18 protein-coding genes and 1 pseudogene are annotated in these 22473 nt (G+C 67.9%); 7 read left to right on the top strand and 12 right to left on the bottom strand.

Annotated elements, in window-relative coordinates; translation table 11 throughout:
- Nucleotides 1-78: 78 nt before the first annotated feature.
- Both ACK41U_RS10915 and purU read left to right on the top strand, forming a co-directional pair.
- Nucleotides 79-1245, top strand: a complete 1167-nt coding sequence (locus ACK41U_RS10915) for a M20 aminoacylase family protein (protein ID WP_409679704.1) — start codon at nucleotides 79-81, stop codon at nucleotides 1243-1245.
- A gap of 138 nt (nucleotides 1246-1383) precedes the next feature.
- Nucleotides 1384-2268, top strand: coding sequence for a formyltetrahydrofolate deformylase (purU, locus tag ACK41U_RS10910; protein ID WP_409679701.1), 885 nt, complete (start codon nucleotides 1384-1386; stop codon nucleotides 2266-2268).
- Between the two features lie 283 nt (nucleotides 2269-2551).
- On the opposite strand, the gene ACK41U_RS10905 is transcribed toward purU, so the two are convergent.
- The 4 genes from ACK41U_RS10905 to ACK41U_RS10890 are packed head-to-tail and all read right to left on the bottom strand — an operon-like array spanning nucleotide 2552 to nucleotide 7141.
- Nucleotides 2552-3628, bottom strand: coding sequence for a BMP family ABC transporter substrate-binding protein (locus ACK41U_RS10905; protein ID WP_409679697.1), 1077 nt, complete (start codon nucleotides 3626-3628; stop codon nucleotides 2552-2554).
- A gap of 35 nt (nucleotides 3629-3663) precedes the next feature.
- A complete protein-coding gene (locus ACK41U_RS10900) occupies nucleotides 3664-4551 on the bottom strand; it encodes an ABC transporter permease (protein ID WP_409679695.1) in 888 nt (295 codons plus the stop codon).
- On the bottom strand, nucleotides 4548-5624 hold the full coding sequence (locus tag ACK41U_RS10895) for an ABC transporter permease (protein ID WP_409679693.1): 1077 nt from the start codon (nucleotides 5622-5624) through the stop codon (nucleotides 4548-4550). The genes ACK41U_RS10900 and ACK41U_RS10895 overlap by 4 nt, the downstream gene beginning before the upstream one ends.
- Entirely contained in the window at nucleotides 5621-7141 is a 1521-nt protein-coding gene (locus tag ACK41U_RS10890; RefSeq protein WP_409679691.1) for an ABC transporter ATP-binding protein, read from the bottom strand. Before ACK41U_RS10890 ends, ACK41U_RS10895 begins: the two co-directional genes overlap by 4 nt.
- 94 nt (nucleotides 7142-7235) lie before the next feature.
- Between ACK41U_RS10890 and dnaE the strand changes: the two genes are divergently transcribed.
- The 5 genes from dnaE (at nucleotide 7236) to ruvB (ending at nucleotide 14000) form a co-directional block, all read left to right on the top strand.
- Nucleotides 7236-10721: a DNA polymerase III subunit alpha gene (gene dnaE / locus ACK41U_RS10885; protein ID WP_409679688.1), complete on the top strand. Its 3486-nt coding sequence runs from the start codon at nucleotides 7236-7238 to the stop codon at nucleotides 10719-10721.
- Between the two features lie 125 nt (nucleotides 10722-10846).
- Nucleotides 10847-11356 carry a crossover junction endodeoxyribonuclease RuvC gene (ruvC, locus tag ACK41U_RS10880; protein WP_409679685.1) on the top strand — a complete coding sequence of 170 codons (510 nt, stop codon included), beginning with the start codon at nucleotides 10847-10849 and terminating at the stop codon, nucleotides 11354-11356.
- Nucleotides 11353-12060: a Holliday junction branch migration protein RuvA gene (gene ruvA, locus ACK41U_RS10875; RefSeq protein WP_409679683.1), complete on the top strand. Its 708-nt coding sequence runs from the start codon at nucleotides 11353-11355 to the stop codon at nucleotides 12058-12060. The genes ruvC and ruvA overlap by 4 nt, the downstream gene beginning before the upstream one ends.
- A gap of 15 nt (nucleotides 12061-12075) precedes the next feature.
- Nucleotides 12076-12966: a zinc metalloprotease HtpX gene (htpX, locus tag ACK41U_RS10870; protein ID WP_409679680.1), complete on the top strand. Its 891-nt coding sequence runs from the start codon at nucleotides 12076-12078 to the stop codon at nucleotides 12964-12966.
- Entirely contained in the window at nucleotides 12966-14000 is a 1035-nt protein-coding gene (gene ruvB, locus ACK41U_RS10865) for a Holliday junction branch migration DNA helicase RuvB (RefSeq protein WP_409679677.1), read from the top strand. The genes htpX and ruvB overlap by 1 nt, the downstream gene beginning before the upstream one ends.
- An 82-nt stretch (nucleotides 14001-14082) precedes the next feature.
- Here the strand turns inward: ruvB and folD are convergent, their stop codons facing one another.
- The 8 genes and pseudogenes from folD to ACK41U_RS10825 form a co-directional block, all read right to left on the bottom strand.
- Nucleotides 14083-14958 (bottom strand): bifunctional methylenetetrahydrofolate dehydrogenase/methenyltetrahydrofolate cyclohydrolase FolD, encoded by an 876-nt coding sequence (gene folD, locus ACK41U_RS10860; protein ID WP_409679674.1) that lies wholly within the window; start codon nucleotides 14956-14958, stop codon nucleotides 14083-14085.
- Nucleotides 14955-15260, bottom strand: coding sequence for a chorismate mutase (locus ACK41U_RS10855; RefSeq protein WP_409679671.1), 306 nt, complete (start codon nucleotides 15258-15260; stop codon nucleotides 14955-14957). Before ACK41U_RS10855 ends, folD begins: the two co-directional genes overlap by 4 nt.
- Nucleotides 15261-15381: 121 nt before the next feature.
- The gene (ftsH, locus tag ACK41U_RS10850) at nucleotides 15382-17274 is read right to left on the bottom strand and encodes an ATP-dependent zinc metalloprotease FtsH (RefSeq protein WP_409679668.1); all 1893 of its coding nucleotides are present in this window, start codon (nucleotides 17272-17274) and stop codon (nucleotides 15382-15384) included.
- 57 nt (nucleotides 17275-17331) lie between these two features.
- Entirely contained in the window at nucleotides 17332-18570 is a 1239-nt protein-coding gene (gene tilS / locus ACK41U_RS10845) for a tRNA lysidine(34) synthetase TilS (protein ID WP_409679665.1), read from the bottom strand.
- 9 nt (nucleotides 18571-18579) lie between these two features.
- On the bottom strand, nucleotides 18580-19515 hold the full coding sequence (locus tag ACK41U_RS10840; protein ID WP_409679662.1) for a tetratricopeptide repeat protein: 936 nt from the start codon (nucleotides 19513-19515) through the stop codon (nucleotides 18580-18582).
- A complete protein-coding gene (gene pal / locus ACK41U_RS10835) occupies nucleotides 19515-20051 on the bottom strand; it encodes a peptidoglycan-associated lipoprotein Pal (RefSeq protein WP_409679659.1) in 537 nt (178 codons plus the stop codon). The genes ACK41U_RS10840 and pal overlap by 1 nt, the downstream gene beginning before the upstream one ends.
- Nucleotides 20052-20058: 7 nt before the next feature.
- Nucleotides 20059-21381 (bottom strand): Tol-Pal system beta propeller repeat protein TolB, encoded by a 1323-nt coding sequence (gene tolB / locus ACK41U_RS10830; protein WP_409679656.1) that lies wholly within the window; start codon nucleotides 21379-21381, stop codon nucleotides 20059-20061.
- Nucleotides 21382-21396: 15 nt separating this feature from the next.
- Nucleotides 21397-22473: pseudogene (locus tag ACK41U_RS10825) on the bottom strand (hypothetical protein); the annotation flags it as partial.

Genomic DNA, 22473 nt, shown 5'->3' with positions numbered 1-22473 from the left:
GCAGGCGGGGCGGCTCTGTTTGCCGCCCTCTTGCAGATCATGCAGGAAATCGCCACCCTGCGCCCGAAGGAGAACACCATGCCCGTCAAGAACCGCTTTGCCGAACTGCTGCCCGAAATCACCGCCTGGCGTCGGGATTTTCACGAAAACCCCGAACTGCTCTATGAGGTGCACCGCACTGCGGGCCTCGTGGCCGAACTGCTGCGCGAATTCGGCTGCGATGAGGTCACCGAGGGCGTGGGCCGCACCGGCGTCGTGGGCGTGATCCGGGGCAAGTCTGACACTATGGGCCGTGTGGTCGGGCTGCGCGCCGATATGGATGCGCTGCCGATCATCGAGAAAACCGGCCTGCCCTATGCCTCGAAAGTGCCCGGCAAGATGCATGCCTGCGGCCATGACGGCCACACGGCCATGCTGCTGGGCGCGGCGAAATATCTGGCCGAGACGCGCAATTTCGACGGCACCGCGGTCGTGATCTTCCAGCCCGCGGAAGAGGGCGGCGGCGGCGGTCTGGCGATGGTTCAGGACGGTCTGGTCGATCGCTGGAAGATCCAGGAATTCTACGGCATGCACAATATGCCCGGCCTGCCGGTGGGCAGCTTCTCGATCAAGCCGGGGCCGATGATGGCGGCGGCCGATCAGTTCGACATCACCGTGACCGGCACGGGCGGGCACGCCGCCAAGCCGCATGACTGCATCGACACGACGCTGACGGCGGCGCAGATCATCGTCGCGCTGCAATCGGTGGTGGCGCGCAATATCGACCCGCTGAAGAACGCGGTGATCTCGGTCTGCGTCGTCTCGACCGATTCGACGGCGCATAACGTGATCCCGCAGGTGGTGACGCTGCGCGGCACGGCGCGCAGCCTGGATGCGGGCGTGCGCGACCAGCTGGAAGAGGGGATCACCCGCGTCGCCACCCATATGGCGGCGGCGATGGGGGCGGTGGCCGAGGTCAATTATGAGCGCGGCTACCCGGTGACGATGAACGACGAGCAGGCGACCGAATGGGCCGCCGAGGTGGCGCAGGGCATTGCGGGCGACATCAAGACGGATATGGAGCCGATGATGGGCGGCGAGGATTTCAGCTATATGCTCAATGAACGCCCCGGCGCCTATATCTGGGTCGGCAATGGCGACACGGCGATGGTGCACCACCCGGCCTATAACTTCACCGACGAGGCGATCCCGGCAGGCAGCAGCTGGTATGCCGGCATGATCGAGGCGCGGATGCCCGCCGCTTGATCTTGGCGCCTGATCCTGGCGCCTGATGTCGCGGGGCGCGCGCGCCCCGTCGCAAACATGATTGCCCTTGGCGGGCAAACGGTCGAAATGGCGGTGTGCGGGACCGGATGCCCCGCGCGTCTGCCAGAGGGATACCAGATGAAGACCTATACGCTGCGCGTGACCTGCGCCTCGACCCGCGGCATCGTCGCGGCGATCTCGGGCTTTCTTGCCGATGCCCAATGCAACATCACCGACAGCGCCCAGTTCGACGACACCGAGACGGGGCGGTTCTTCATGCGGGTCAGTTTCCGTTCGGAGGGGACGGCCACGCTGGAGGATCTGCGCACGGGCTTTGCCCCCATCGCGCAACGCTTCGGGATGCAGGTCGAGGTCACCGACGACGCGGTCAAGCGCCGCGTGCTGATCATGGTCAGCCGCTTCGGACATTGCCTGAACGACCTGCTCTATCGCTGGCGGATCGGCGCGCTGCCGATCGACATCGTCGGCGTCATCTCGAACCACCACGAATATCAGAAGGTGGTCGTCAACCACGACATCCCCTTCCATATGATCCGCGTCACCCCCGAGACCAAGGCCGAAGCCGAGGCTGCGCAGATGCGGGTGATCGAGGATACCGGCGCCGAACTGGTCGTTCTGGCGCGCTACATGCAGGTGCTGTCCGACCAGATGTGCCAGAAGATGTCGGGCCGGATCATCAATATCCACCACTCATTCCTGCCCAGCTTCAAGGGCGCGAACCCCTACAAGCAGGCCTATGAGCGCGGCGTGAAGCTGATCGGCGCCACCTCGCATTACGTCACCGCCGATCTGGACGAGGGCCCGATCATCGAACAGGACACGGCCCGCGTGACCCATGCGCAATCGCCGGGCGATTACGTCAGCCTGGGCCGCGATGTCGAGGCGCAGGTGCTGGCGCGGGCGGTGCACGCCCATATCCACGGCCGGGTGTTTGTCAACGGATCCAAGACGGTCGTTTTCCCGCCATCTCCCGGCAGCTACGCCAGCGAGCGGATGGGGTGAGCCTCCGCGCGGCTCTGTCGGATCCGAGGGCGGGCAGGGGGGCTTTGCGCCCCCCGTCGCGCAGGCGCGACTCCCCCCGCAGGATATTTCGACCAAGGCAAAGCGGCTTAACGTTGTTTTAACCCCCATCTGTCAGGATCTCAGATGCGGTACAGGCGGGGACGCCGATGACCGTCCAAGGCAAAGCGCCCCGTCTCTTGTCGAGGCGGGGCGTCATTGTCTTTGCCTTGGTCAAAATATCCCGGGGGGAGTCGCCACAGGCGACGGGGGGCAGCGCCCCCCTTTACTGCGGGATCTGCGCCGTGATGCCTTCCACGTAGAAGTTCATGCCTTGCAGATCCGCGTCCGTGGCGGTCTCGCCCTCGGCCAGCCAGACGCTGCCGTCGGCCTTGTTCAGCGGGCCGGTGAATGGATGGTAGTCGCCCGCAGCGATCGCATCGCGCAGCGCCTCGGCTTCGGCCTTGACCTCGGCGGGTACGGCCTCGGTGATTTCGCCGATCACCACCTCGCCGTCGCCGATCCCGGCCCAGCTCGACCCGCTTTCCCAGGTCCCGTCCAGCATCGCCTGCACCCGCTTGATGTAATAGGGCGACCACTCGTCGATGATCGAGGCGACGCGCGGCGCGGGTTTGAAGGCCGCCATGTCGCTGGCCTGACCAAATCCGATCGCGCCTGCGGCCTGCGCCTGTGCCAGCGGCGCGGTCGAATCGGTGTGCTGGAGGATCACGTCCACGCCCTCGGCCAGCAGGGCGGCTGCGGCGTCGGCCTCTTTGGCGGGGTCGAACCAGCTATAGGCCCAGACCACCCGCATCTCGACATCGGGGTTCACCTTGCGGGCATGGATGAAGCTGGAGTTGATGCCCTGAATCACCTCGGGGATCGGGAATGACCCGATATAGCCGATGCGGTTCGATTCCGTCATGTGGCCTGCGATGGTGCCGATCACGGCGCGGCCTTCGTAGAAGCGGGCGTCATAGGTGGCGACGTTCTCGGCGGTCTTGTAGCCGGTGGCGTGTTCGAACTTCACATCCGGAAAGCGGGCGGCGACGTTCATCACCGGGTCCATGAAACCAAAGCTGGTGGCAAAGATCAGCTGGTTGCCCTGCGACGCCAGCGCGGCCAGCGCGCGTTCGGCATCGGCGCCTTCGGGGACGCTTTCGATGAAGGTGGTCTGCACCCGGTCGCCGAACGCGGCCTCGATCGCCAGGCGGCCCTGATCGTGCTGATAGGTCCAGCCGCCGTCGCCCACCGGGCCGACATAGATAAAGCCGATCTTCAGGGGCTCGTCCTGGGCCAGCGCCGGGGCGGCCAGTGCCAGTATCAGGGCCGAGGCCGAAGCCAGAAGGGTTCTGCGTTGCATGGGTCTGATCCTCTGTTGGATGGAAACGCCGCGCCTCAGCGCAGCGTGTGAAAATTCGTGCCAAGCGATCCGGGGGCCGCGCCCCCCGCCCGGCGGCTGTATTTCTGGCGGGCCGAGATTGCGACCAGCACCGTGATCGTCGCCAGATAGGGCGCCATCGACAAAAGCTGCACCGGCACCGCCACGCCTGCCGCCTGCAGCCGCAGCTGCAGCACCGTGACGCCACCGAACAGCCACGCCCCCGCCAGCACACCGGGCGCGGTCCAGTTGGAAAACACCACGATGGCCAGCGCGATCCAGCCTGCGCCCGCCGTCATCCCCTCGGTCCATTGCAGCACGGTCGCGATCGAGATGAAGGCGCCCCCCACCCCCGCCATGGCGCCGCCAAAGGCAATGGCCGCCACCCGGGTCAGCCGCACATTGTAGCCAAGCGCATGCGCGGCGTCGTGGTTCTCGCCCACGCCGCGCAGGATCAGCCCGGCGCGCGAGCGGTTCAGGAACCACCAGACCAGCGGCACCATCGCCAGCCCCAGCCAGACGATCCAGTTGATCCGCAGCGGCCCCACCGGCATCGAGGGCGCCTTGACCCCCTCGAACGGCTTGCCGAACATCGCGGCCAGCCCCAGCCCGAACAGGGTCAGCGCCAGCCCCGAGGCGACCTGATTGGCCAGAAACACCTGCGTCAGCGCAGCAAACAGCAACGAGATCGTGGCCCCCGCCAGTGCCGCCACGACAAAGCCCAGAAACGGGTTGCCGCTGGCATAGGCGGCGGCAAAACCGGCCAATGCGCCGGTGATCATCATGCCCTCGACGCCGAGGTTCAGGATACCGGCGCGTTCGGCCACCAGCTCGCCCAGGGCGGCGAACAGGATCGGCGTCGCAGCGCCCAGCAGCAGCAGAAAGACGGATAACGGGTCGATCATGCGTGCACCCTCCGCGTCAGGCGATAGCGGGTCAGCAGGTCGAACCCCAGCAGGAAAAACAGCAGCATCCCCTGGAACACCTGCACACTGGCGGCGGGAAGCTGCATGGTCATCTGCGCCAGCTCTCCGCCGATATAGGTCAGCGCCAGCAGCAGACCCGCCAGCAGGATGCCCACCGGATGCAACCGCCCCAGAAAGGCCACGATGATCGCGGTGAAGCCATAGCCCACGCCGATGCGGTCGGTGATCTGGCCCGCCGGGCCTGCCGCCTCGAACAGGCCCGCAGCCCCCGCCAGCGCGCCCGACAGCCCGAGGCAGAAGGCCACCAGCGTGGCCGGGTTCACGCCCGCAAACCGTGCGGCGCGGGGCGCCGTGCCTGCCGCGCGGATGTGAAAGCCGCGGATGTGGCGGCTCATCAGAAACCATGTCGCCAGCACCGCGACGGCCGCCGCAACCACGCCCCAATGCGCGCCCGTGCCCGCGATCAGCTCGGGGTTCGCAGCCGAAGGATATTGCTGGAGGTTGCGCGAGCCGGGAAAGCCCATGCCTTGCGGGTTGCGCATCGGCCCGAAGGCCATCCATGCGGCCACCCGCTGCGCGACATAGACCAGCATCAGCGACACCAGAATTTCCGACGCGCCGAACCAGTTGCGCAGCAGCGCGGGGATCATCCCCCAGGCCCAGCCCCCGGCCAGCCCCGCCACGACCATCAGCGGAAACAGCCACCACGCCTCCAGCGGATACAGCGCCAGCGCCACGGCGGCGCCGGTCAGGGCGCCGATGATATACTGCCCCTCGGCGCCGATATTCCAGATGCCCGCCCGGAAGCCGATCGCAAGGCCCGAGGCGATCAGGATCAGCGGCGCCGCCTTGACCAGCAATTGCGGGCGCGAATAGGACGCCGCAGGCCCGAACAGCGGGTCCAGAAAGATGGTGCGGATCGCGGCCAGCGGGTCATGGCCCAATATCCAGAACAGCAGTCCGCCGGTCAGCATCGTGGCCAGCACGGCCATGACCGGGGTGGCGATCTGCCAGAGCGCCGAGGGGGTGCTGCGGGGGACAAGCAGGATCATATCCGGGCCTCTTCCATGCCATGCGCGCCGCCCAGCATCAGGCCGATGCGGTCCAGCGTCAGGCCATCCGTGGGGACGGGTGGCGACAGGCGCCCTTCGTTCAGCGCGCAGAAGCGGTCGGACAGCTCCAGCAGCTCGTCCAGATCCTGAGAAATCACGATCACCCCCGCCCCGTCGCGGGCCAGATCCAGCAGCGACTGGCGGACCGAGGCGGCGGCCCCCGCATCGACGCCCCATGTCGGCTGGTTCACGACCAGCACGCGGGGCGCCTGCATCACCTCGCGCCCGATGACGAATTTCTGCAGGTTGCCGCCCGACAGGGCGCGGGCCGCGGTGCCGGGGCCGGGCGTGCGCACGTCGAATTCCCGGATCACCGCCTCGGCATAGCTGCGCGCGGCGGCATGGTCGATCAGGCCCCGGCGGACCAGCCCCTTGCGGGCACCGGCAGTCAGCAATGTGTTCTCGGTCAGGCTGAAATCGGGCACGGCGGCGTGGCCCAGCCGGTCCTCGGGGGCGGTCAGCAGGCCGGCGGCGCGGCGTGCCTCGGGGGCGGCCTGCGACAGGTCCGCGCCTTCCAGCGCAATGCTGCCCGCGCGGCTGAGGGCTTCGCCCGACAGCGCGGCCAGCAGCTCTTCCTGCCCGTTTCCGGCGACGCCGCCGATGCCCAGAATCTCACCGGCGCGCAGCGACAGCGCGATGTCTTTCAGCGCGGTGCCTTCGGCATTGGGCGCAGGCTGGCTGAGGGCGCGCACCTCCAGCAGCACCTTGCCCGCCGTGCGGCCCGAGCGGTCGATCACCCGCGTCGAGCCGCCCACCATCATCGCCGCCAGATCGCGGGCGGAATGGGCGCGCGGATCGCAACTGTCCACGACACGCCCATGGCGCAGGATCGTGGCGCGGTCGCAATGGGCGCGGATCTCGTCCAGCTTGTGGCTGATATAGAGGATCGCGGTGCCCCCTGCCGCCAGCTTGCGCAGGGTGGCAAACAGCAGCTGCGCCTCTTGCGGGGTCAGCACCGAGGTGGGCTCGTCCATGATCAGCAGGCGCGGGTTCTGGAGCAGGCAGCGGATGATCTCGACCCGCTGACGCTCGCCCGCCGACAGGGTGACGATGCGGCGGGCGGGGTTCAGCGGCAGACCGAAATCATGGCTGACCTGCGTGATGCGCGCGGCCAGTTCGCGGCGCGGGGGCGGGTTCTCCATCCCCAGCGCGATATTCTCGGCCACGGTCAGCGCATCGAACAGGCTGAAATGCTGGAACACCATCGCCACGCCCGCCGCGCGGGCGGCGCGCGGATCGGCAGGCGTGTGGGGCGCGTCCAGCAGGAACATCCGCCCGTCATCGGGGCGCACCAGACCATAGATCATCTTGACCAGCGTGGACTTGCCCGCGCCGTTCTCGCCCAGCAGGGCGTGGATCTCTCCGGGGGCCACGACAAAGGAGACGTCGTCATTGGCGCGCACGCCGGGATAGGACTTGCCGATCCCCTCGGCCCTGAAAACGGTATTGTCGCGCAAACTTGTCCCCTTGGTCAAAGCCTTGCCTGCTTAGACCGCAATTCCCCGACAGAGCAATTGCGCTGTTTGGTCAGGCTGCGATACTGACGGCATCATGACCGCAAAATCCCCCCGATTCATCCACCTTCGCACGCATTCCGAGCATTCTTTGCTGGAAGGTGCAATTCCCGTAGGCAAACTGCCCGCCATTGCGGCAGATGCCGGTATGCCTGCGGTGGCCCTGACTGACACGAACAACATGTTCGCGGCGCTGGAGTTCAGCATCAAGGCGCGGGACAAGGGCGTCCAGCCCATTGTCGGCTGTCAGGTCACGCTGGCGGCTGAGGCCACCGGCCCGGTCGTGCTGCTGGCGCAGAACCGGGCGGGCTGGATGAACCTGATGGCGCTGTCCTCGTGCCTCTATCTGCGCGAGGGTGGCGCGCTGCCCCATGTCACCGTCGATGAGCTGTGTGACCGGGCCGAGGGGCTGATCTGCCTGACCGGCGGTGCGACCGGCCCCTTGGGGCTGCTGATCGCGCAGGGCCAGATGCCCAAGGCCGAAGGCTTGCTCGACCGGCTGGCGGCGGCCTTTCCGTCGCGGCTCTATGTCGAATTGCAGCGCCATCCGGGCGAGAACGGTGCGCTGATGGCCGCCGAGGTGGCGTCCGAGGGGGGGCTGATTGATCTGGCCTATGCGCGCGACCTGCCGCTGGTCGCCACCAACGATGTCTATTTCCCCAAATCCACCATGTACGAGGCGCATGACGCGCTGATCTGCATCGCCGAAAAGGCCTATGTCGACCAGTCCCAGCCCCGCCGCCGCCTGACGCCCGCCCATTACTTCAAATCGCCCGAAGAGATGGCGGTGCTGTTTGCCGACCTGCCCGAGGCCATCGAGAACACCGTCGAAATCGCCCGCCGCTGTGCCTTTGCGGTGGCCCGCCACGCCCCCATCCTGCCGAAATTCGCCGATGACGAGGTGGCCGAGCTGCGCCGCGAGGCCCATGCCGGTCTGGCCGAGCGTCTGAAGGTCATCCCCCATGCCGTCAGCCCCGGGGAGTACACCGCGCGGCTGGAATTCGAGCTGGGCATCATCGAGCAGATGGGCTTTCCCGGCTATTTCCTGATTGTGGCCGATTTCATCCACTGGGCCAAGCAGCAGGGCATCCCGGTCGGCCCCGGTCGCGGCTCGGGGGCGGGGTCGCTGGTGGCCTATGCGCTGACCATCACCGACCTTGATCCGCTGCGCTATAACCTGCTGTTCGAACGTTTCCTGAACCCCGAACGGGTCAGCATGCCCGATTTCGACATCGACTTCTGCATGGACCGCCGCGAAGAGGTGATCCGCTATGTGCAGGGAAAATACGGGGCCGACAAGGTGGGCCAGATCATCACCTTCGGCGCGCTGCTGTCCAAGGCCGCCGTGCGCGATGTGGGCCGGGTGCTGCAACTGCCCTTCGGTCAGGTGGACCGCCTGTCCAAGATGATCCCGGTCGAGGGCGTGAAACCCGTCAGCATCGCCAAGGCCCGCGCCGACGAGCCGCGCCTGCGCGAGGCCGCCCGCGAAGAGGTCGTGGCCCGCCTGCTGGATTACGCCGAACAGCTGGAGGGCCTCTATCGCAACGCCTCGACCCATGCCGCAGGCGTGGTGATCGGGGACCGGCCGCTGGATCAGCTGGTGCCGCTTTATCGTGATCCGGGCTCGGATATGCCCGCCACGCAGTTCAACATGAAATGGGTGGAACAGGCGGGGCTGGTCAAGTTCGACTTTCTGGGCCTGAAGACGCTGACGGTGATCCAGAACGCCGTCGATCTGATCAACGGGGCAGGGCGGCCCTTGCACATCGCCGCCGACGGCCGCCAGCTCTATGACCCGCCGCCGGGCACGGAAAACCAGATCAACCTGATCCCGCTGGACGACACCCCCAGCTATGAGCTGTTCGCCTCTGCCCGCACGGTCGCGGTGTTTCAGGTGGAATCGTCGGGCATGATGGACGCGCTGCGCCGCATGAAGCCCACCTGCATCGAAGATATCGTGGCGCTGGTGGCGCTGTACCGTCCCGGCCCGATGGAGAACATCCCGACCTATTGCGAGGTCAAGAACGGCATCCGCGATCTGGAATCCATCCATCCCAGCATCGACGACATTCTGGCGGAAACGCAGGGCATCATCGTCTATCAGGAACAGGTGATGCAGATCGCGCAGGTCATGGCGGGCTATTCGCTTGGCGGCGCGGATCTGCTGCGCCGCGCCATGGGCAAGAAGATCGCCGCCGAGATGGCCAAGGAACGCCCCAAATTCGTCACCGGCGCGGTGGCCAACGGCGTGCCCGACAAGAAGGCCGGCGAGGTCTTCGACCTGTTGGAAAAATTCGCCAATTACGGCTTCAACAAATCCCACGCGGCGGCCTATGCGGTGGTCAGCTACCAGACGGCATGGCTGAAAGCCAACCACCCGGTCGAGTTCATGGCGGCGGTCATGAACTGCGACAGCCACCTGACCGACAAGCTGGCGGTCTACAAACGTGAATGCGACCGGATGGGCATCCAGATGGTGCCGCCTTGCGTGAACCGCTCGGCCCCGACCTTTACCGTGGGGCCGGGACGCATCCACTATGCGCTTGGTGCGCTGAAGGGCGTCGGCATCGAGGCGATGCGCCTGATCCATGACGCGCGGCGTTCAGATGACGGGGGCGAGACCCCGTTCCGCAATCTCCACGATTTCGCCCGCCGGGTGGACATGAAGCGCGTGGGCAAGCGCCCGCTGGAAATGCTGGCCCGCGCGGGGGGCTTTGACGCGCTGGACGACAACCGCGCGCGGGTGATGAAATCGCTGGACGCGCTGGTGGCCTGGTCGGCGGCGGTGCAGGAACAGGCGGCCTCGTCCCAGACCTCGCTGTTCGGCGGCGGCGAGGATCTGCCGCCCCCCCGCGCGCCCCTGACCGGCATCTGGTTGCCCACCGAAAAGCTGGCCGAGGAACACAAGGCCATCGGCTTCTACCTCTCGGGGCATCCGCTGGACGATTACCAGACAGCGCTGCGCCGCAAGAAGGTGCAGACGCTGGCCGAGATCAGCGCCGAGGCGCTGCAGGGCCCGCTGGTCGCCCAGATCGCGGGCACGGTCGCGGCACGGATGGAGCGCAAGTCGGCCAAGGGCACGCAATACGCGTTTGTCAGCCTGTCCGACCCGACCGGGCTATACGAGGTCACGGTCTTCTCCGACCTGCTGACCGCCGCGCGCGACCGGCTGGAACCGGGCCAGAACGTGGTCCTTCAGGTCAAGGTGGAACCCTCGGGCGATCAGGTCAAGATGCTGGCCAATTCGGTGGCGCCGCTGGAGGACTATGTCGCCGATGCGGGCGCGGGCTGCCTCGCGGTCGAAATTCAGGGCGCCGACACGGTGACGCGTCTGGCCGAGGTGCTGACCCGCATCCAGGCCGAGATCATGGCCCCCGCCCGCGCCCGCGGCCCGATCCGCCTGCGCCTGCGCGAAGGCGACGAGGTGATCGACATCGAGGTGGCCAATGACGCCCCCCTGACCACCCCCGCCCGGCAAGCCCTGCGCGCCACCCCCGGCGTGCTGGATGTGATCGAGGAATGACCCGCCCTTCTTCTTCATGAAAATATCCTCTGGGGGTCCGGGGGGCGAAGCGCCCCCGCCCCTGCGGCTTTGCCCCTAGCCAGATGTTCGTGCTTCGTGCTAACAATCCGGAAAAAGAGGGCAGCATGAAGGTCTTGGGCATTGATCCCGGTTTGCGAAACATGGGCTGGGGCGTGATCGAGGTCGACGGCCCGCGCATCCGCCATCTGGCCAACGGCACCATCCATTCGGACGGCACGCAGGATCTGGGCGCGCGCCTGTCGGTCCTGTTCCGGGGGCTTTGCGCGGTCATCGCGGCGCATGCGCCCGATGAGGCAGCGGTCGAACAGACCTTCGTGAACAAGGACGCAACCGGCACGCTGAAACTGGGTCAGGCGCGCGGCGTGGCGCTGCTGGCCCCGGCCGAGGCGGGGATCTCGGTGGGCGAATATGCCCCGAACGCGGTCAAGAAGACGGTGGTTGGCGTGGGCCATGCGGCCAAGGAACAGGTCCAGCACATGGTGCGCATCCAGCTGCCCGGCGTGGTCTTCGACAGCCCGGATGCGGCGGATGCGCTGGCCATTGCCATCTGCCATGCCCGCCATCTGCAAAGCCGCACCCTGCGCGTGGCCACGCCAAAGCGGGGTGCGGCATGATCGGGCGCATCGCCGGGGTGATCCTGCACCGGGCGCGCGACCATGTGCTGATCGACGTGCGTGGGGTGGGCTATATCGTGCATGTCAGCGAACGCACGGCGGCGGGCCTGCCGCCGGTGGGGCAGGCGGCGGCGCTCTATACCGAGCTGCTGGTGCGCGAGGATCTGCTGCAGCTGTTCGGCTTTCCGACCATGCTGGAGAAAGAGTGGCACCGGCTGCTGACCTCGGTGCAGGGGGTGGGGGCCAAGGTCTCGCTGGCGATCCTCGGCACGCTGGGTCCCGAGGGGCTGGGGCGGGCGATCGCGCTTGGCGACTGGTCCTCGGTGCGCAAGGCCAATGGGGTCGGGCCGAAACTGGCGCAAAGGGTGGTGCTGGAACTCAAGGACAAGGCGCCCTCGGTCATGGCGATGGGCGGCGCGCTGACCATCGACGCGGGCGACGTGGCCGCGGGCGGCGATGCGGACGGGCCGGGCATCGAGCCCGCCCCGCCCGCCGCCTCGGCGCGGGGCGCCGAGGCCCGCCCGGCCGCAAGCGCTGCGCAGTCCGGTCAGGCCATGGCCGACGCGCTGTCGGCGCTGAGCAATCTGGGCTATGGTCCCTCGGAAGCGGCAGGCGCCATCGCCGAGGCGCAGGGGCGGGAACCCGATGCGCCCACGCCGGCGTTGATCCGCGCGGCGCTGCGCCTGCTGGCGCCGAAAGAGTAACCGGAGGCTTCGTCAATGGAAGGTAACGTCAAGGTCTTCATGCTGATGGCGGCGCTGACCGCGCTGCTGATGGGGCTGGGCTGGATGCTGGGCGGCGGCGGCGGCGCGCTGATTGCGCTGCTGATCGCGGGGGGGATGAACTTTTTCAGCTACTGGAACAGCGACAAGCTGGTCCTGCGCCAGCAGGGCGCGGTCGAGCTGGCGCCGGGTCAGGCGGGCGAGCTGTATGAGATGACCGCTGAACTGGCCCGCCGCGCCGATCTGCCGATGCCAAAGCTGTATCTGCTGCCAACCGCCCAGCCCAACGCCTTTGCCACCGGGCGCAACCCGCAAAACGCCGCCGTGGCCGTGACCCAGGGGCTGGTCCAGTCCCTCAGCCGCGAGGAAATCGCCGGCGTGATCGCCCATGAGCTGGCCCATATCAAGCATCGCGACACGCTGACCATGACCATCACCGCGACCATGGCCGGCGCCATCGCCATGATGGGCAACATGATGCTGTTCATGGGCGGTCGCGACGGGCGCGGCGGCGGTCTGGGCGCCATCCTTGCCATGATCATCGCGCCCCTGGCCGCCGCAATGGTGCAGATGGCCATCTCGCGCGCCCGCGAATACGAGGCCGACGCCACCGGCGCCGCCATCTGCGGCCAGCCCCGCGCGCTGGCCTCGGCGCTGCAACGCATCAGCCAGGCAGCAGGCCGCAGCGTCAATGTTCCGGCGGAAAAGAACCCCGCGGCAGCGGCCATGTTCATCATCAACCCGCTGCACGCGCTCAAGGCCGACCGCCTCTTCGCGACCCATCCGCCCACGGAAGAGCGGATCGCCCGGCTGATGGCCCTCGAGGGCCGCCCCACGCCCGCCACCACCCGCAGCCGCATCCCGCCTAGTGGCGCGGGCCGCCGCTGATGACACAATCAGACCCGGTCCTGCGCCCCGAGATGCTGGAGGGCGATGCCGAAGATCGCGCGTTGCGCCCGCAGGTCCTGACCGATTTCGTGGGACAGGCCGAGGCACGCGCCAACCTGAAGGTCTTCATCGAAAGCGCCAAGATGCGCGGCAAGGCGATGGACCACACGCTGTTCTATGGCCCGCCCGGTCTGGGCAAGACGACGCTGGCGCAGATCATGGCGCGCGAACTGGGGGTCAATTTCCGCATGACCTCGGGGCCGGTCATTGCGCGGGCGGGCGATCTGGCAGCGATCCTGACCAACCTCGAATCGCGCGACGTGCTGTTCATCGACGAGATCCACCGCATGAACCCGGCGGTCGAAGAGATCCTCTATCCCGCGATGGAGGATTTCGAACTGGATCTGGTGATCGGCGAAGGCCCCGCCGCCCGCACCGTCCGGATCGAGCTGCAGCCCTTCACGCTGGTCGGCGCGACGACCCGGCTTGGCCTTCTGACCACCCCCCTGCGCGACCGTTTCGGCATCCCGACGCGGCTGCAATTCTACGAGATCGCCGAGCTTGACCTGATCGTCCAGCGCGGGGCACGGCTGATGGGGATCAGCGCCGACCCGGAAGGCACGCAGGAAATCGCCCGCCGCGCCCGTGGCACCCCCCGCATCGCAGGCCGCCTGCTGCGCCGCGTCGTCGATTTCGCGCTGGTCGAGGGCAATGGCCGGCTGACGCGCGAGATCGCCGATCTGGCGCTGACCCGGCTTGGCGTCGACGATCTGGGCCTCGACGGCGCCGACCGCCGCTATCTGACACTGATGGCGCAGCACTATGCCGGCGGCCCGGTGGGGGTCGAGACGCTGGCCGCCGCCCTGTCGGAAAGCCGCGACGCCATCGAAGAGGTGATCGAGCCCTATCTGCTGCAACAGGGCCTGATCGCCCGCACCCCGCGCGGCCGCATGCTGGCCGCCCGTGCCTGGCGCCATCTGGGCCTCGACGCCCCGCGCGGACCAGCAGAACAGCCACGCCTGTTTCAGGACTGAAACTACGGCCCGGAACGTTCAGCTTTGCCTTGGAAAAATATCCTCTGGGGGTCCGGGGGGCGAAGCGCCCCCGGCGCTCCGGTCAGGGCGTCAGCCCCTCGGGGTCGGGCAGGCCATTGGCCCGCGCCGTCGCGGTCAGCGTATTGGCCAGCAGGCAGGCAATCGTCATCGGCCCGACGCCGCCCGGTACCGGCGTAATCGCCCCCGCGACCTGCACCGCCGCGTCGAAATCGACATCGCCGACCAGACCATCTTCGGTGCGGTTGATGCCCACGTCGATCACCGTCGCGCCGGGGCGCAGCCAGTCGCCCTGCACGAACCGCGGACGGCCCACGGCGGCGACCACAATCTCGGCCTCGCGGCACAGTGCGGGCAGATCGGCAGTGCGCGAATGCGCGATCGTGACTGTGGCGCTGTCGCGCAGCAGCAGCTGCGCCATCGGCTTGCCCACGATATTGCTGCGCCCGATCACCACCGCGCGCTTGCCCGCAAGGCTGCCAATCCGGTCGCGCAGCAGCATCAGACAGCCAAGCGGCGTGCAGGGCACCATTGCCTTCTGCCCGGTGGCCAGACGCCCCACATTCAGGATGTGGAACCCGTCGACATCCTTTTCGGGAGAGACGGCATTGATCACCGCCGCCTCGTCCAAATGGCGCGGCAGCGGCAGCTGAACCAGAATTCCATTCACGGCCGGGTCGTCATTCAGCCGCGCGATCAGCGCCAGCAGATCGGCCTGACAGGTCGTCTCGGGCAGCCGGTGCTCCAACGAGGTCATACCCACCTCGCGCGTCATCCGGCCTTTCGAGCGGACATACACCTGACTGGCCGGATCCTCGCCCACCAGCACCACAGCCAGCCCCGGCGTGATGCCGCGCGCGGCCAGCGCCTGCACTTCGGTGGCGATCCGGGCACGCAGGGTGGCGGCAAAGCCCTTGCCGTCGATGATATGGGCGGTCATGGGCGCTCCTTGCGGTTCAGATGACGCTCTTCCTGGGCGATGGCGGCCTCGATCAGCTGGCGCCAGAGGGTCTCGATCAGGTCGGCATCCAGCCCGGCCGCTGCGGCTAGGCGGCGGACATTGGCCACCACCTCTTCGACGCGGGCGTCGATGCGGGCGGGCAAGCCGTTGCCTGCCTTGATGCGGGCGGCACGGTCGATCAGATCACGCCGACGCGCCAGCAGCGCGACAAGCTGCGCGTCCAGCTGGTCGATTTCAGCCCTCAGCGCGGGCATGTCGGGGATCTGGTCGGTCGGTTTCATGCCCCAGTCCCATGCACCGGCGCGACAAAAACCGCAAGAGCCCAGCCTGACGCAGAGGCCCGCCCCGAACGCAAAACCCCGGCCAGAGGGGCCGGGGTTTCACATCGCGTCGTGTCAGGGATCACGCGGGCGCGGGATCGCCGCCCGGTGCGGGCTTGCCTGCCTTGGGGATCGCGGTCACCGAGGGGATCACGCTGCTGGGCGTGTCGTCATCGCCCCCGTCCAGCGCCTCACCGCGCACGATGCTGCCGATCTCTTCGCCGGTCAGGGTCTCGTATTCCAGCAGGCCCTTGGCCAGACGCTCGAACTCGACCTCTTTCTCGATCAGGATGCGGCGGGCTTCGATATAGCCATCCTCGATCAGCTCGCGGACCTCTTGCTCGATCAGTTCCTTGGTCGAGGCCGAGACCGAAAAGCCGCCGGTGCTGCCGTTATAGCCTTCGTGGGCCTCGGCATAATCCACGGCGCCGACCTTGTCGGACATGCCCCAGCGCATCACCATCGCCCGCGCCAGCGCGCTGGCCTGCTGGATGTCGCCTGCGGGGCCGTTCGACACGCCTTCCTCACCGTATTTGATGATCTCGGCGGCCTTGCCGGCCATGGTCATGGTGATCTTCTGCTTGGCCTCGTCCTTGTGGAAGTTCAGGCGATCGACCTCGGGCAGGCTGACGACCATGCCAAGGGCGCCGCCGCGCGGGATGATCGTGGCCTTGTAGACCGGGTCGCATTTGGGCAGCGACAGCCCGACGATGGCGTGACCGGCCTCGTGATAGGCGGTCTTTTCCTTCTGCTCGGGCGTCAGCACCATGCTGCGACGCTCGACGCCCAGCATGACCTTGTCCTTGGCATTCTCGAAATCTTCCATGCTGACGAACCGGCGCCCGATGCGGGCGGCCATCAGCGCGGCCTCGTTCACGAGGTTCATCAGATCGGCGCCCGAAAAGCCCGGCGTGCCGCGCGCGATGATGCGCAGATCGACATCGGGGCCGACCGGCACCTTGCGCGAATGCACGTTCAGGATCTTTTCGCGGCCCTTGATGTCGGGGTTGGGCACATAGATCTGGCGGTCAAAGCGGCCGGGACGCAGCAGCGCCGGGTCCAGCACATCCTTGCGGTTGGTGGCGGCGATGATGATGATGCCTTCGTTCGCCTCGAACCCGTCCATCTCAACCAGCAGCTGGTTCAGCGTCTGCTCGCGTTCGTCATTGCCGCCGCCGATGCCCACGCCACGGGCACGGCCCACCGCGTCGATCTCGTCGATGAACAGGATACAGGGCGCGGATTTCTTGGCCTGTTCGAACATGTCGCGGACGCGGCTGGCGCCGACACCCACGAACATCTCGACAAAGTCCGAGCCTGAGATGGTGAAGAAGGGCACGCCCGCCTCGCCCGCGATGGCGCGGGCCAGAAGCGTCTTACCGGTGCCCGGAGGGCCGACCAGCAGCGCGCCCTTGGGGATCTTGCCACCGAGGCGGCTGAACTTCTGCGGATTGCGCAGGAATTCGACGATCTCTTCCAGCTCGTCCTTGGCCTCGTCGATACCTGCGACGTCGTCAAACGTCACCCGGCCCGACTTTTCGGTCAGCAGCTTGGCGCGCGACTTGCCAAAGCCCATCGCGCCGCCTTTGCCGCCGCCCTGCATGCGGTTCATAAAGAAGATCCAGACCCCGATCAGCAGGATAAAGGGCAGCCAGACGCCCAGCATCGACATGAAGCCGCTACTTTGCTGTTTGACCACGCGCACATCGACGCCGCGCCCGACCAGATTGCTGGCCAGTTCCTCGCCCAATGGGCGGACGGTGGCGTATTGCTGGCCATCGGTGCCAGTGATCGCGACATCCTCGCCGTCGATGGTGACGGCGGTGACCTGATCGTTCTGCACCCTCTGCATGAATTCCGAATAGCTGATCTGGCGGCTGTTCATATTTCCTGTTCCGTCGCTGAACAGGTTGAACAGGGCGAGGATCATCAGAAACAGAACCACCCAGAAGGCGAAGTTGCGTGCGTTGCCCAAAGCTGGTCCTCCGGCGGGAAAGCGGTTGTGACGAAAATAGGCATTATCTGCGAAGGTTCAATGCGCCTTTACCAGACTGTGGAAATCCGCCGCATCGCGGAGGGGGCGCAGGCGCAACCCCGCCACCGGCCGCAGCACCGGCGCCCCCACCAAAAGCGTGCCCTGCCACAGCGCGGGGCTGGCCGCTGCCTCGTCGCGGTCGATGCCGATGTCGCGCCATGGCAGGCGCGGCAGGGGCGCATATCCAAGCGCTGCGATATGCTGGCCCGGCTTCAGCCCCTCGATCCGCCAGCGGCGGTCCCAGACGGCGCCGGTGGCGGCGTCGGCGCGAATCGCCGCCGCCGTCTCGCGGGTAAAGCGCAGATCGGCGCCCGCGGGCGTGATCAAGGTTCCGTCAAGTGTCACCCGACCGCCTGCCGCGACCGCGCGCAGCGCGTGCAGCAGGGTGGCGCGGCGGGGCGGATAGTCGGCGCCGGTGACCCAGCGGCAGGCCGCCACGATCAGGCGGCGGCGGATCTCGGGCGGGGCGTCGCTGAAGGCGGTGCGCTTGAGGACAAGGGCGCCCCGCTCGGTCCGGGCCTCGCGCGAGATCAGTGCGGCATAATCCGACAGCGCGTCACGCGCCTCGGAGATATGGCGCGCTGCAAGGGCCAGCGCGCTCGTATCAAACCCCAGCGTGGCGATGGCCTGACGGATGCGCACCCGTTCGAAATCGGCATTGTCGTTGCTGGGATCGTCGACCCAGTCGATGTCCTGCGCGCGCAGCCAGTCGCGCAGCTCGGCCCGGTGGACACCCAGCATCGGACGCAGCCAGCGCATGTCAAAGGCGTCGCGCCATTCGGCCATGCCCGCCAGCCCGTCGATGCCCGCGCCCCGCGACAGCCGCATCAGCAGCGTCTCGGCCAGATCATCGGCGGTGTGGCCAAGCGCCACGGCGGTCAGCTCATTGCGCTGCGCCCAGCCCGACAGAAGCCGCAGCCGTGCGTCCCGCGCCTGCGCCATCAGATTGCCGGTGTCGGTTTCGCGCGTCCAGCGCAGCACGGCGTGGGGCAGGCCAAGGGCGCGTGCCTTCTGGGTGACCTGTGCGGCCTCGTCCTCGCTGCCCGGGCGCAGGCCGTGATCGACGGTGGCGACCATCACGCGCCGCCCGCGCGCCCAGTCGGCTGCCACCTGCATCAGCGCGACCGAATCACCGCCGCCGGACACGGCCAGCCCGACCGCAGGAAGATCGCCCGCCAGCCGGTCCAGCGCGGCGCGGATACGGGTGGCGGGGTCGGGCAGGAGGGGGGCCGTCACCTCGGCGGCCTACTGGTGTTCGGCCAGATCGGCGGCGGCCTCTGGGTCCAGTGTCGGGTCCAGCAACGGGTCCAGCGCGCCCAGATCGCTGCTGCCGCAGGCCAGGCGCGTCAGCCGGGCCTCGGCCTCTGCGGCGGCAGGGCTGCCCGGAAAGCGGGCCGGGATCTCGGCCAGATAGAGGCATGCGGCGGTCGCCTCGCCCTGTTCCTCGATCACCTGCGCGATGCCCAGCAGGCTTTCGCCCGCCCGCGCGCCATCGGGATTGGCGGCAAACCCCTCAAGCCATGCGGTTGCGGCGGCGCGCGGGTTGCCCGCGCGGTCCAGCGCCACACCGCGCAGATACAGGGCCTCGGCGGTCAGGGGGCCACCGGCATGGGTTTCGGCCACGGCGGCGAACATCTCGGCGGCGGTCAGGTTCTCGCCCGCGTCCAGCATGGTGCGCGCCTGATCGAAATCGGCCTGCTCGGTGGCGGTCGTCACCGTCTCATCATGCCCGGCCGGACCGGCCGCGGGGGCCGAGGGCGCCAGCTCGGGCGCCTGTGATCCCACACCCGACGGCACGGTCAGCGCGCTGAGATCACAGGTTTCGTCCATTTCGCACAGCCGGAACTCCAGATCGGCCAGCCGCCGTTCGGTGTCCGTGGTGATCCGGCTGATGCGGTTCTGCAGCTGCTCGGCCTGATCGGTCAACTGCATCAGCCGCGCTTCCATCGCGTTCATGCGGTCAATCGCGGCCGCGCCGCCCACCGCCTGAAACCCCGCCGCGCCAGACGCGACCAACTCGCCGCGCAATTGTTGCAACTGGGTGCGCAGGTCGGCCAGCGTGCCGCGCATCTGGCCCAGGGTCACCTCGCGCGCAGCATCCTGCGCCACGACCTGCCCCGCACCGGCCACAGGACCGGCCAGCATCAGCGCCACAAGGGCGATACGCGGCAGTCTGATCATCACATCCCCGCCCCGCTGTCGGTGACCACGGTGACCGCGCGGCGGTTGCGCGAATAGCAGCTTTCGTCAGAGCAGGTCTGGGCCGGGCGTTCCTTGCCAAAGCTCAGCGTGCGGACCCGGCCCGGAGCCACGCCCTGCGCCACCAGATATTCCTGCACCGCGCTGGCGCGGCGCGCGCCAAGCGCAAGGTTGTATTCGCGCGTGCCTGTTTCCTCGGCATGGCCCTGCACCACGGCAGTGAAGTTGCCGTGACGGTTCAGCCACTCGGCCTGTCGCGCCAGAATGGCACGGGCCTCGGCGGTCAGGCCGGTCTGCTCGGCGGCAAACAGCACCGTATCGCCCACTTGCGCCTGAAAATACTGGGCACTGGCCTCGGCGCCGATGACACCGCCGGGCAGATTGCCCTGATAGATCGCCCCGGCCCCGGTCTGGGCATAGGGGTCCAGCACCGGCGGCGCAGGCGGGGCGGGTTGCGCACAGGCGGCAAGGCCAAGCAGGCAGGCAAGAAGGGCAGGCTTGATCGCGGCGTTCGTCATGTCATCCTCACGGCAGCATAGGCCCCCAGGACGGGTCCGAGGCGGCAAAGTCCAGATTCAGCGGTCGCATGTTTCGCCCGGTAATGTCCACAGAATGCAGACGCGGCTGTCCGGTTCCGCCCGGAGTGACGCGGGTAAACATCACCACGCGGCCATTGGGCGCCCATGTCGGGCCTTCGTCCAGAAACGATTCCGTCAGCGTGCGCTCGCCCGAGCCGTCGGTGCGCATGACACCGATATGGAAGCGGTCACCGATGCGCTTTGTAAAGGCGATCATATCGCCGTTGGGCGACCAGACGGGGGTGCCATAGCGGCCCTCGGCAAAGCTGATCCGCTGCGGCTCGGCCCCGTCCAGACCCATGATATACAGCTGCGGTGTCCCCGAACGGTCGCTTTCGAACACGATCCGGCTGCCATCCGGGCTGAAGCTGGGCGAGGTCTCGATCGAGGGCGCGTTGGTCAGCGGGCGCTGCGCGCCGGTGGCGATGTCCATCAGCCAGATGTCGGAATTGCCGCCCTGTTCGCGCGAATAGGCCACCCAACGGCCATCCGGGCTGAAGGCCGGCGCGAAGGCCATCGCAGCCGCATCCTGCGTCAGCGGGCGCGAGGTGACGCTGGCCACATCCATCAGCCGGATCTGGGGAAAGCCGCTGTCATAGCTGGTATACAAAAGCTGCCGCCCGTTGGGCGCGAATTTGGGCGCCAGCACCAGCGAGGCGCTGTCGGTCATCCAGCGGATATTGGCGCCGTCGTAATCCATCACCCCGATCCGCTTGATCGTGGCATTCTTGGGGCCGGTTTCCTGCACGAAGGCCACCCGGCTGTCGAAATAGGCCCGCTCGCCGGTCAGCCGGGTATAGATCTGGTCGGCGATCTTGTGGGCCGCGCGCCGCCAGTCGCCCGCGCGGGCGTCGAACTGCATCCCGTCGCCCTGCGGCTGGCCCGAAAACACGTCGAACAGGCGGAAGCGGACGCTGATGTCCTCGCCGTTGCGGGTCACTTCGGCGGCCACCAGCGCCTGCGTGTTGATCGCGCGCCAGTCCTCATAGCTGACGGCCTCGGTAAAGCTGGCGGGGCGGGTGACATGGGCCGCAGCCGGGATCTCGCGGAAGAGGCCGGTGCCGGTCAGGTCGTCGGCGACCACCTGACGCACGCGCGCGGCCAGTTCCGCATCACCGTGAAAGGCCGGAATGGCGATCGCCATCGGCTCGATCACGCCATCGGTGATCTCGATCCGCAAGGGGCCGTCCTGCGCCAGCGCGGGCAATGCCGGGCCGCCGATCGCAAGGAGGGTCGCAAGGGCAGGGGCTAGGGTCAGCTTGTGGAACATGGCGTCCTCATCACATCAGAATTCTATACCGTCGGGGCGAAAGCTCACCTCGACATCGCGCCAGCGGCCATATTTCGAGGCGGGCAGCGCAAAGCCCGACTGACCGCACAGGATGATCGCGCGCCGGGCCACGTCAAAGGCCTGCTGCGCGGCCCCGGCGGAACCACCCCGGAAATCAGCGATGCGCAGGCTGGCCGGATCGGGACGGCCATCGGGGCCAAGCGTCACTGCCACGGTCACCGTGACCTGCGCCGCCTCGACCGACAGCATGCCAACATTCCAGCACTGCCCGATGGCCGCCCGCAGCCCGTCGCGTTCGGCCAGCGACAGCGGCTCGCCCATGGGCAGGCGGCTTTGTCTGGCGCCCGGATCTGCATCGGGCATCGGCACGGGCCGGATCGGGCTGGGCGCAAGCTGCATCGCATCGCCCGGCGGGGGCGGCGTGTCGGCGCCATTGCCCGACAGAGCCTCGGCCAGGGCGGCAGCCAGCGGGTCCAGCCCCGCCGAGGCACCATCGCCGCCCTCGATCCGCTGGCGGTCGCCGCCTGTCGTCTCTCCGGTCGAGGCCGTGTTGGTGCCCCCCGCGCCCGCATCATTCTGCTGGGCCTCGCGCAGCGCATCTTCCAACGCCTGCCGCTGCGCATCCTCGGCGGCCTCAGCGGCGCGTCGTTGCTCTGCCTCGCGTTCGGCGGCCTCAGCGGCGCGGCGTTGCTCTGCCTCGCGTTCGGCAGCCTCAGCGGCACGGCGTTGCTCTGCCTCGCGTTCAGCGGCCTCAGCGGCGCGACGTTGCTCGGCCTCGCGTTCGGCGGCCTCAGCGGCGCGGCGTTGCTCTGCCTCGCGTTCGGCGGCCTCAGCGGCGCGGCGTTGCTCTGCCTCGCGTTCGGCGGCCTCAGCGGCGCGGCGTTGCTCTGCCTCGCGTTCGGCGGCCTCAGCGGCGCGGCGTTGCTCTGCCTCGCGTTCGGCGGCCTCAGCGGCGCGTCGTTGCTCTGCCTCGCGTTCGGCGGCCTCAGCGGCGCGGCGTTGCTCTGCCTCGCGTTCGGCGGCCTCAGCGGCGCGGCGTTGCTCTGCCTCGCGTTCGGCGGCCTCAGTGGC

The organism is Paracoccus sp. (in: a-proteobacteria) (assembly GCF_046289755.1).
Taxonomy (GTDB): Bacteria; Pseudomonadota; Alphaproteobacteria; order Rhodobacterales; family Rhodobacteraceae; genus Paracoccus.
This window is presented reverse-complemented; position numbering and strand designations above follow the sequence as displayed.

What these genes read in the sequence shown, in the direction of transcription:
- ACK41U_RS10915 (WP_409679704.1), top strand. Translation starts at nt 79, where the DNA reads ATGCCCGTCAAGAACCGCTTTGCCGAACTGCTGCCCGAAATCACCGCC.
- purU (WP_409679701.1), top strand. Translation starts at nt 1,384, where the DNA reads ATGAAGACCTATACGCTGCGCGTGACCTGCGCCTCGACCCGCGGCATC.
- ACK41U_RS10905 (WP_409679697.1), bottom strand. Translation starts at nt 3,628, where the DNA reads ATGCAACGCAGAACCCTTCTGGCTTCGGCCTCGGCCCTGATACTGGCA.
- ACK41U_RS10900 (WP_409679695.1), bottom strand. Translation starts at nt 4,551, where the DNA reads ATGATCGACCCGTTATCCGTCTTTCTGCTGCTGCTGGGCGCTGCGACG.
- ACK41U_RS10895 (WP_409679693.1), bottom strand. Translation starts at nt 5,624, where the DNA reads ATGATCCTGCTTGTCCCCCGCAGCACCCCCTCGGCGCTCTGGCAGATC.
- dnaE (WP_409679688.1), top strand. Translation starts at nt 7,236, where the DNA reads ATGACCGCAAAATCCCCCCGATTCATCCACCTTCGCACGCATTCCGAG.
- ruvC (WP_409679685.1), top strand. Translation starts at nt 10,847, where the DNA reads ATGAAGGTCTTGGGCATTGATCCCGGTTTGCGAAACATGGGCTGGGGC.
- ruvA (WP_409679683.1), top strand. Translation starts at nt 11,353, where the DNA reads ATGATCGGGCGCATCGCCGGGGTGATCCTGCACCGGGCGCGCGACCAT.
- htpX (WP_409679680.1), top strand. Translation starts at nt 12,076, where the DNA reads ATGGAAGGTAACGTCAAGGTCTTCATGCTGATGGCGGCGCTGACCGCG.
- ruvB (WP_409679677.1), top strand. Translation starts at nt 12,966, where the DNA reads ATGACACAATCAGACCCGGTCCTGCGCCCCGAGATGCTGGAGGGCGAT.
- folD (WP_409679674.1), bottom strand. Translation starts at nt 14,958, where the DNA reads ATGACCGCCCATATCATCGACGGCAAGGGCTTTGCCGCCACCCTGCGT.
- ACK41U_RS10855 (WP_409679671.1), bottom strand. Translation starts at nt 15,260, where the DNA reads ATGAAACCGACCGACCAGATCCCCGACATGCCCGCGCTGAGGGCTGAA.
- ACK41U_RS10840 (WP_409679662.1), bottom strand. Translation starts at nt 19,515, where the DNA reads ATGATCAGACTGCCGCGTATCGCCCTTGTGGCGCTGATGCTGGCCGGT.
- pal (WP_409679659.1), bottom strand. Translation starts at nt 20,051, where the DNA reads ATGACGAACGCCGCGATCAAGCCTGCCCTTCTTGCCTGCCTGCTTGGC.
- tolB (WP_409679656.1), bottom strand. Translation starts at nt 21,381, where the DNA reads ATGTTCCACAAGCTGACCCTAGCCCCTGCCCTTGCGACCCTCCTTGCG.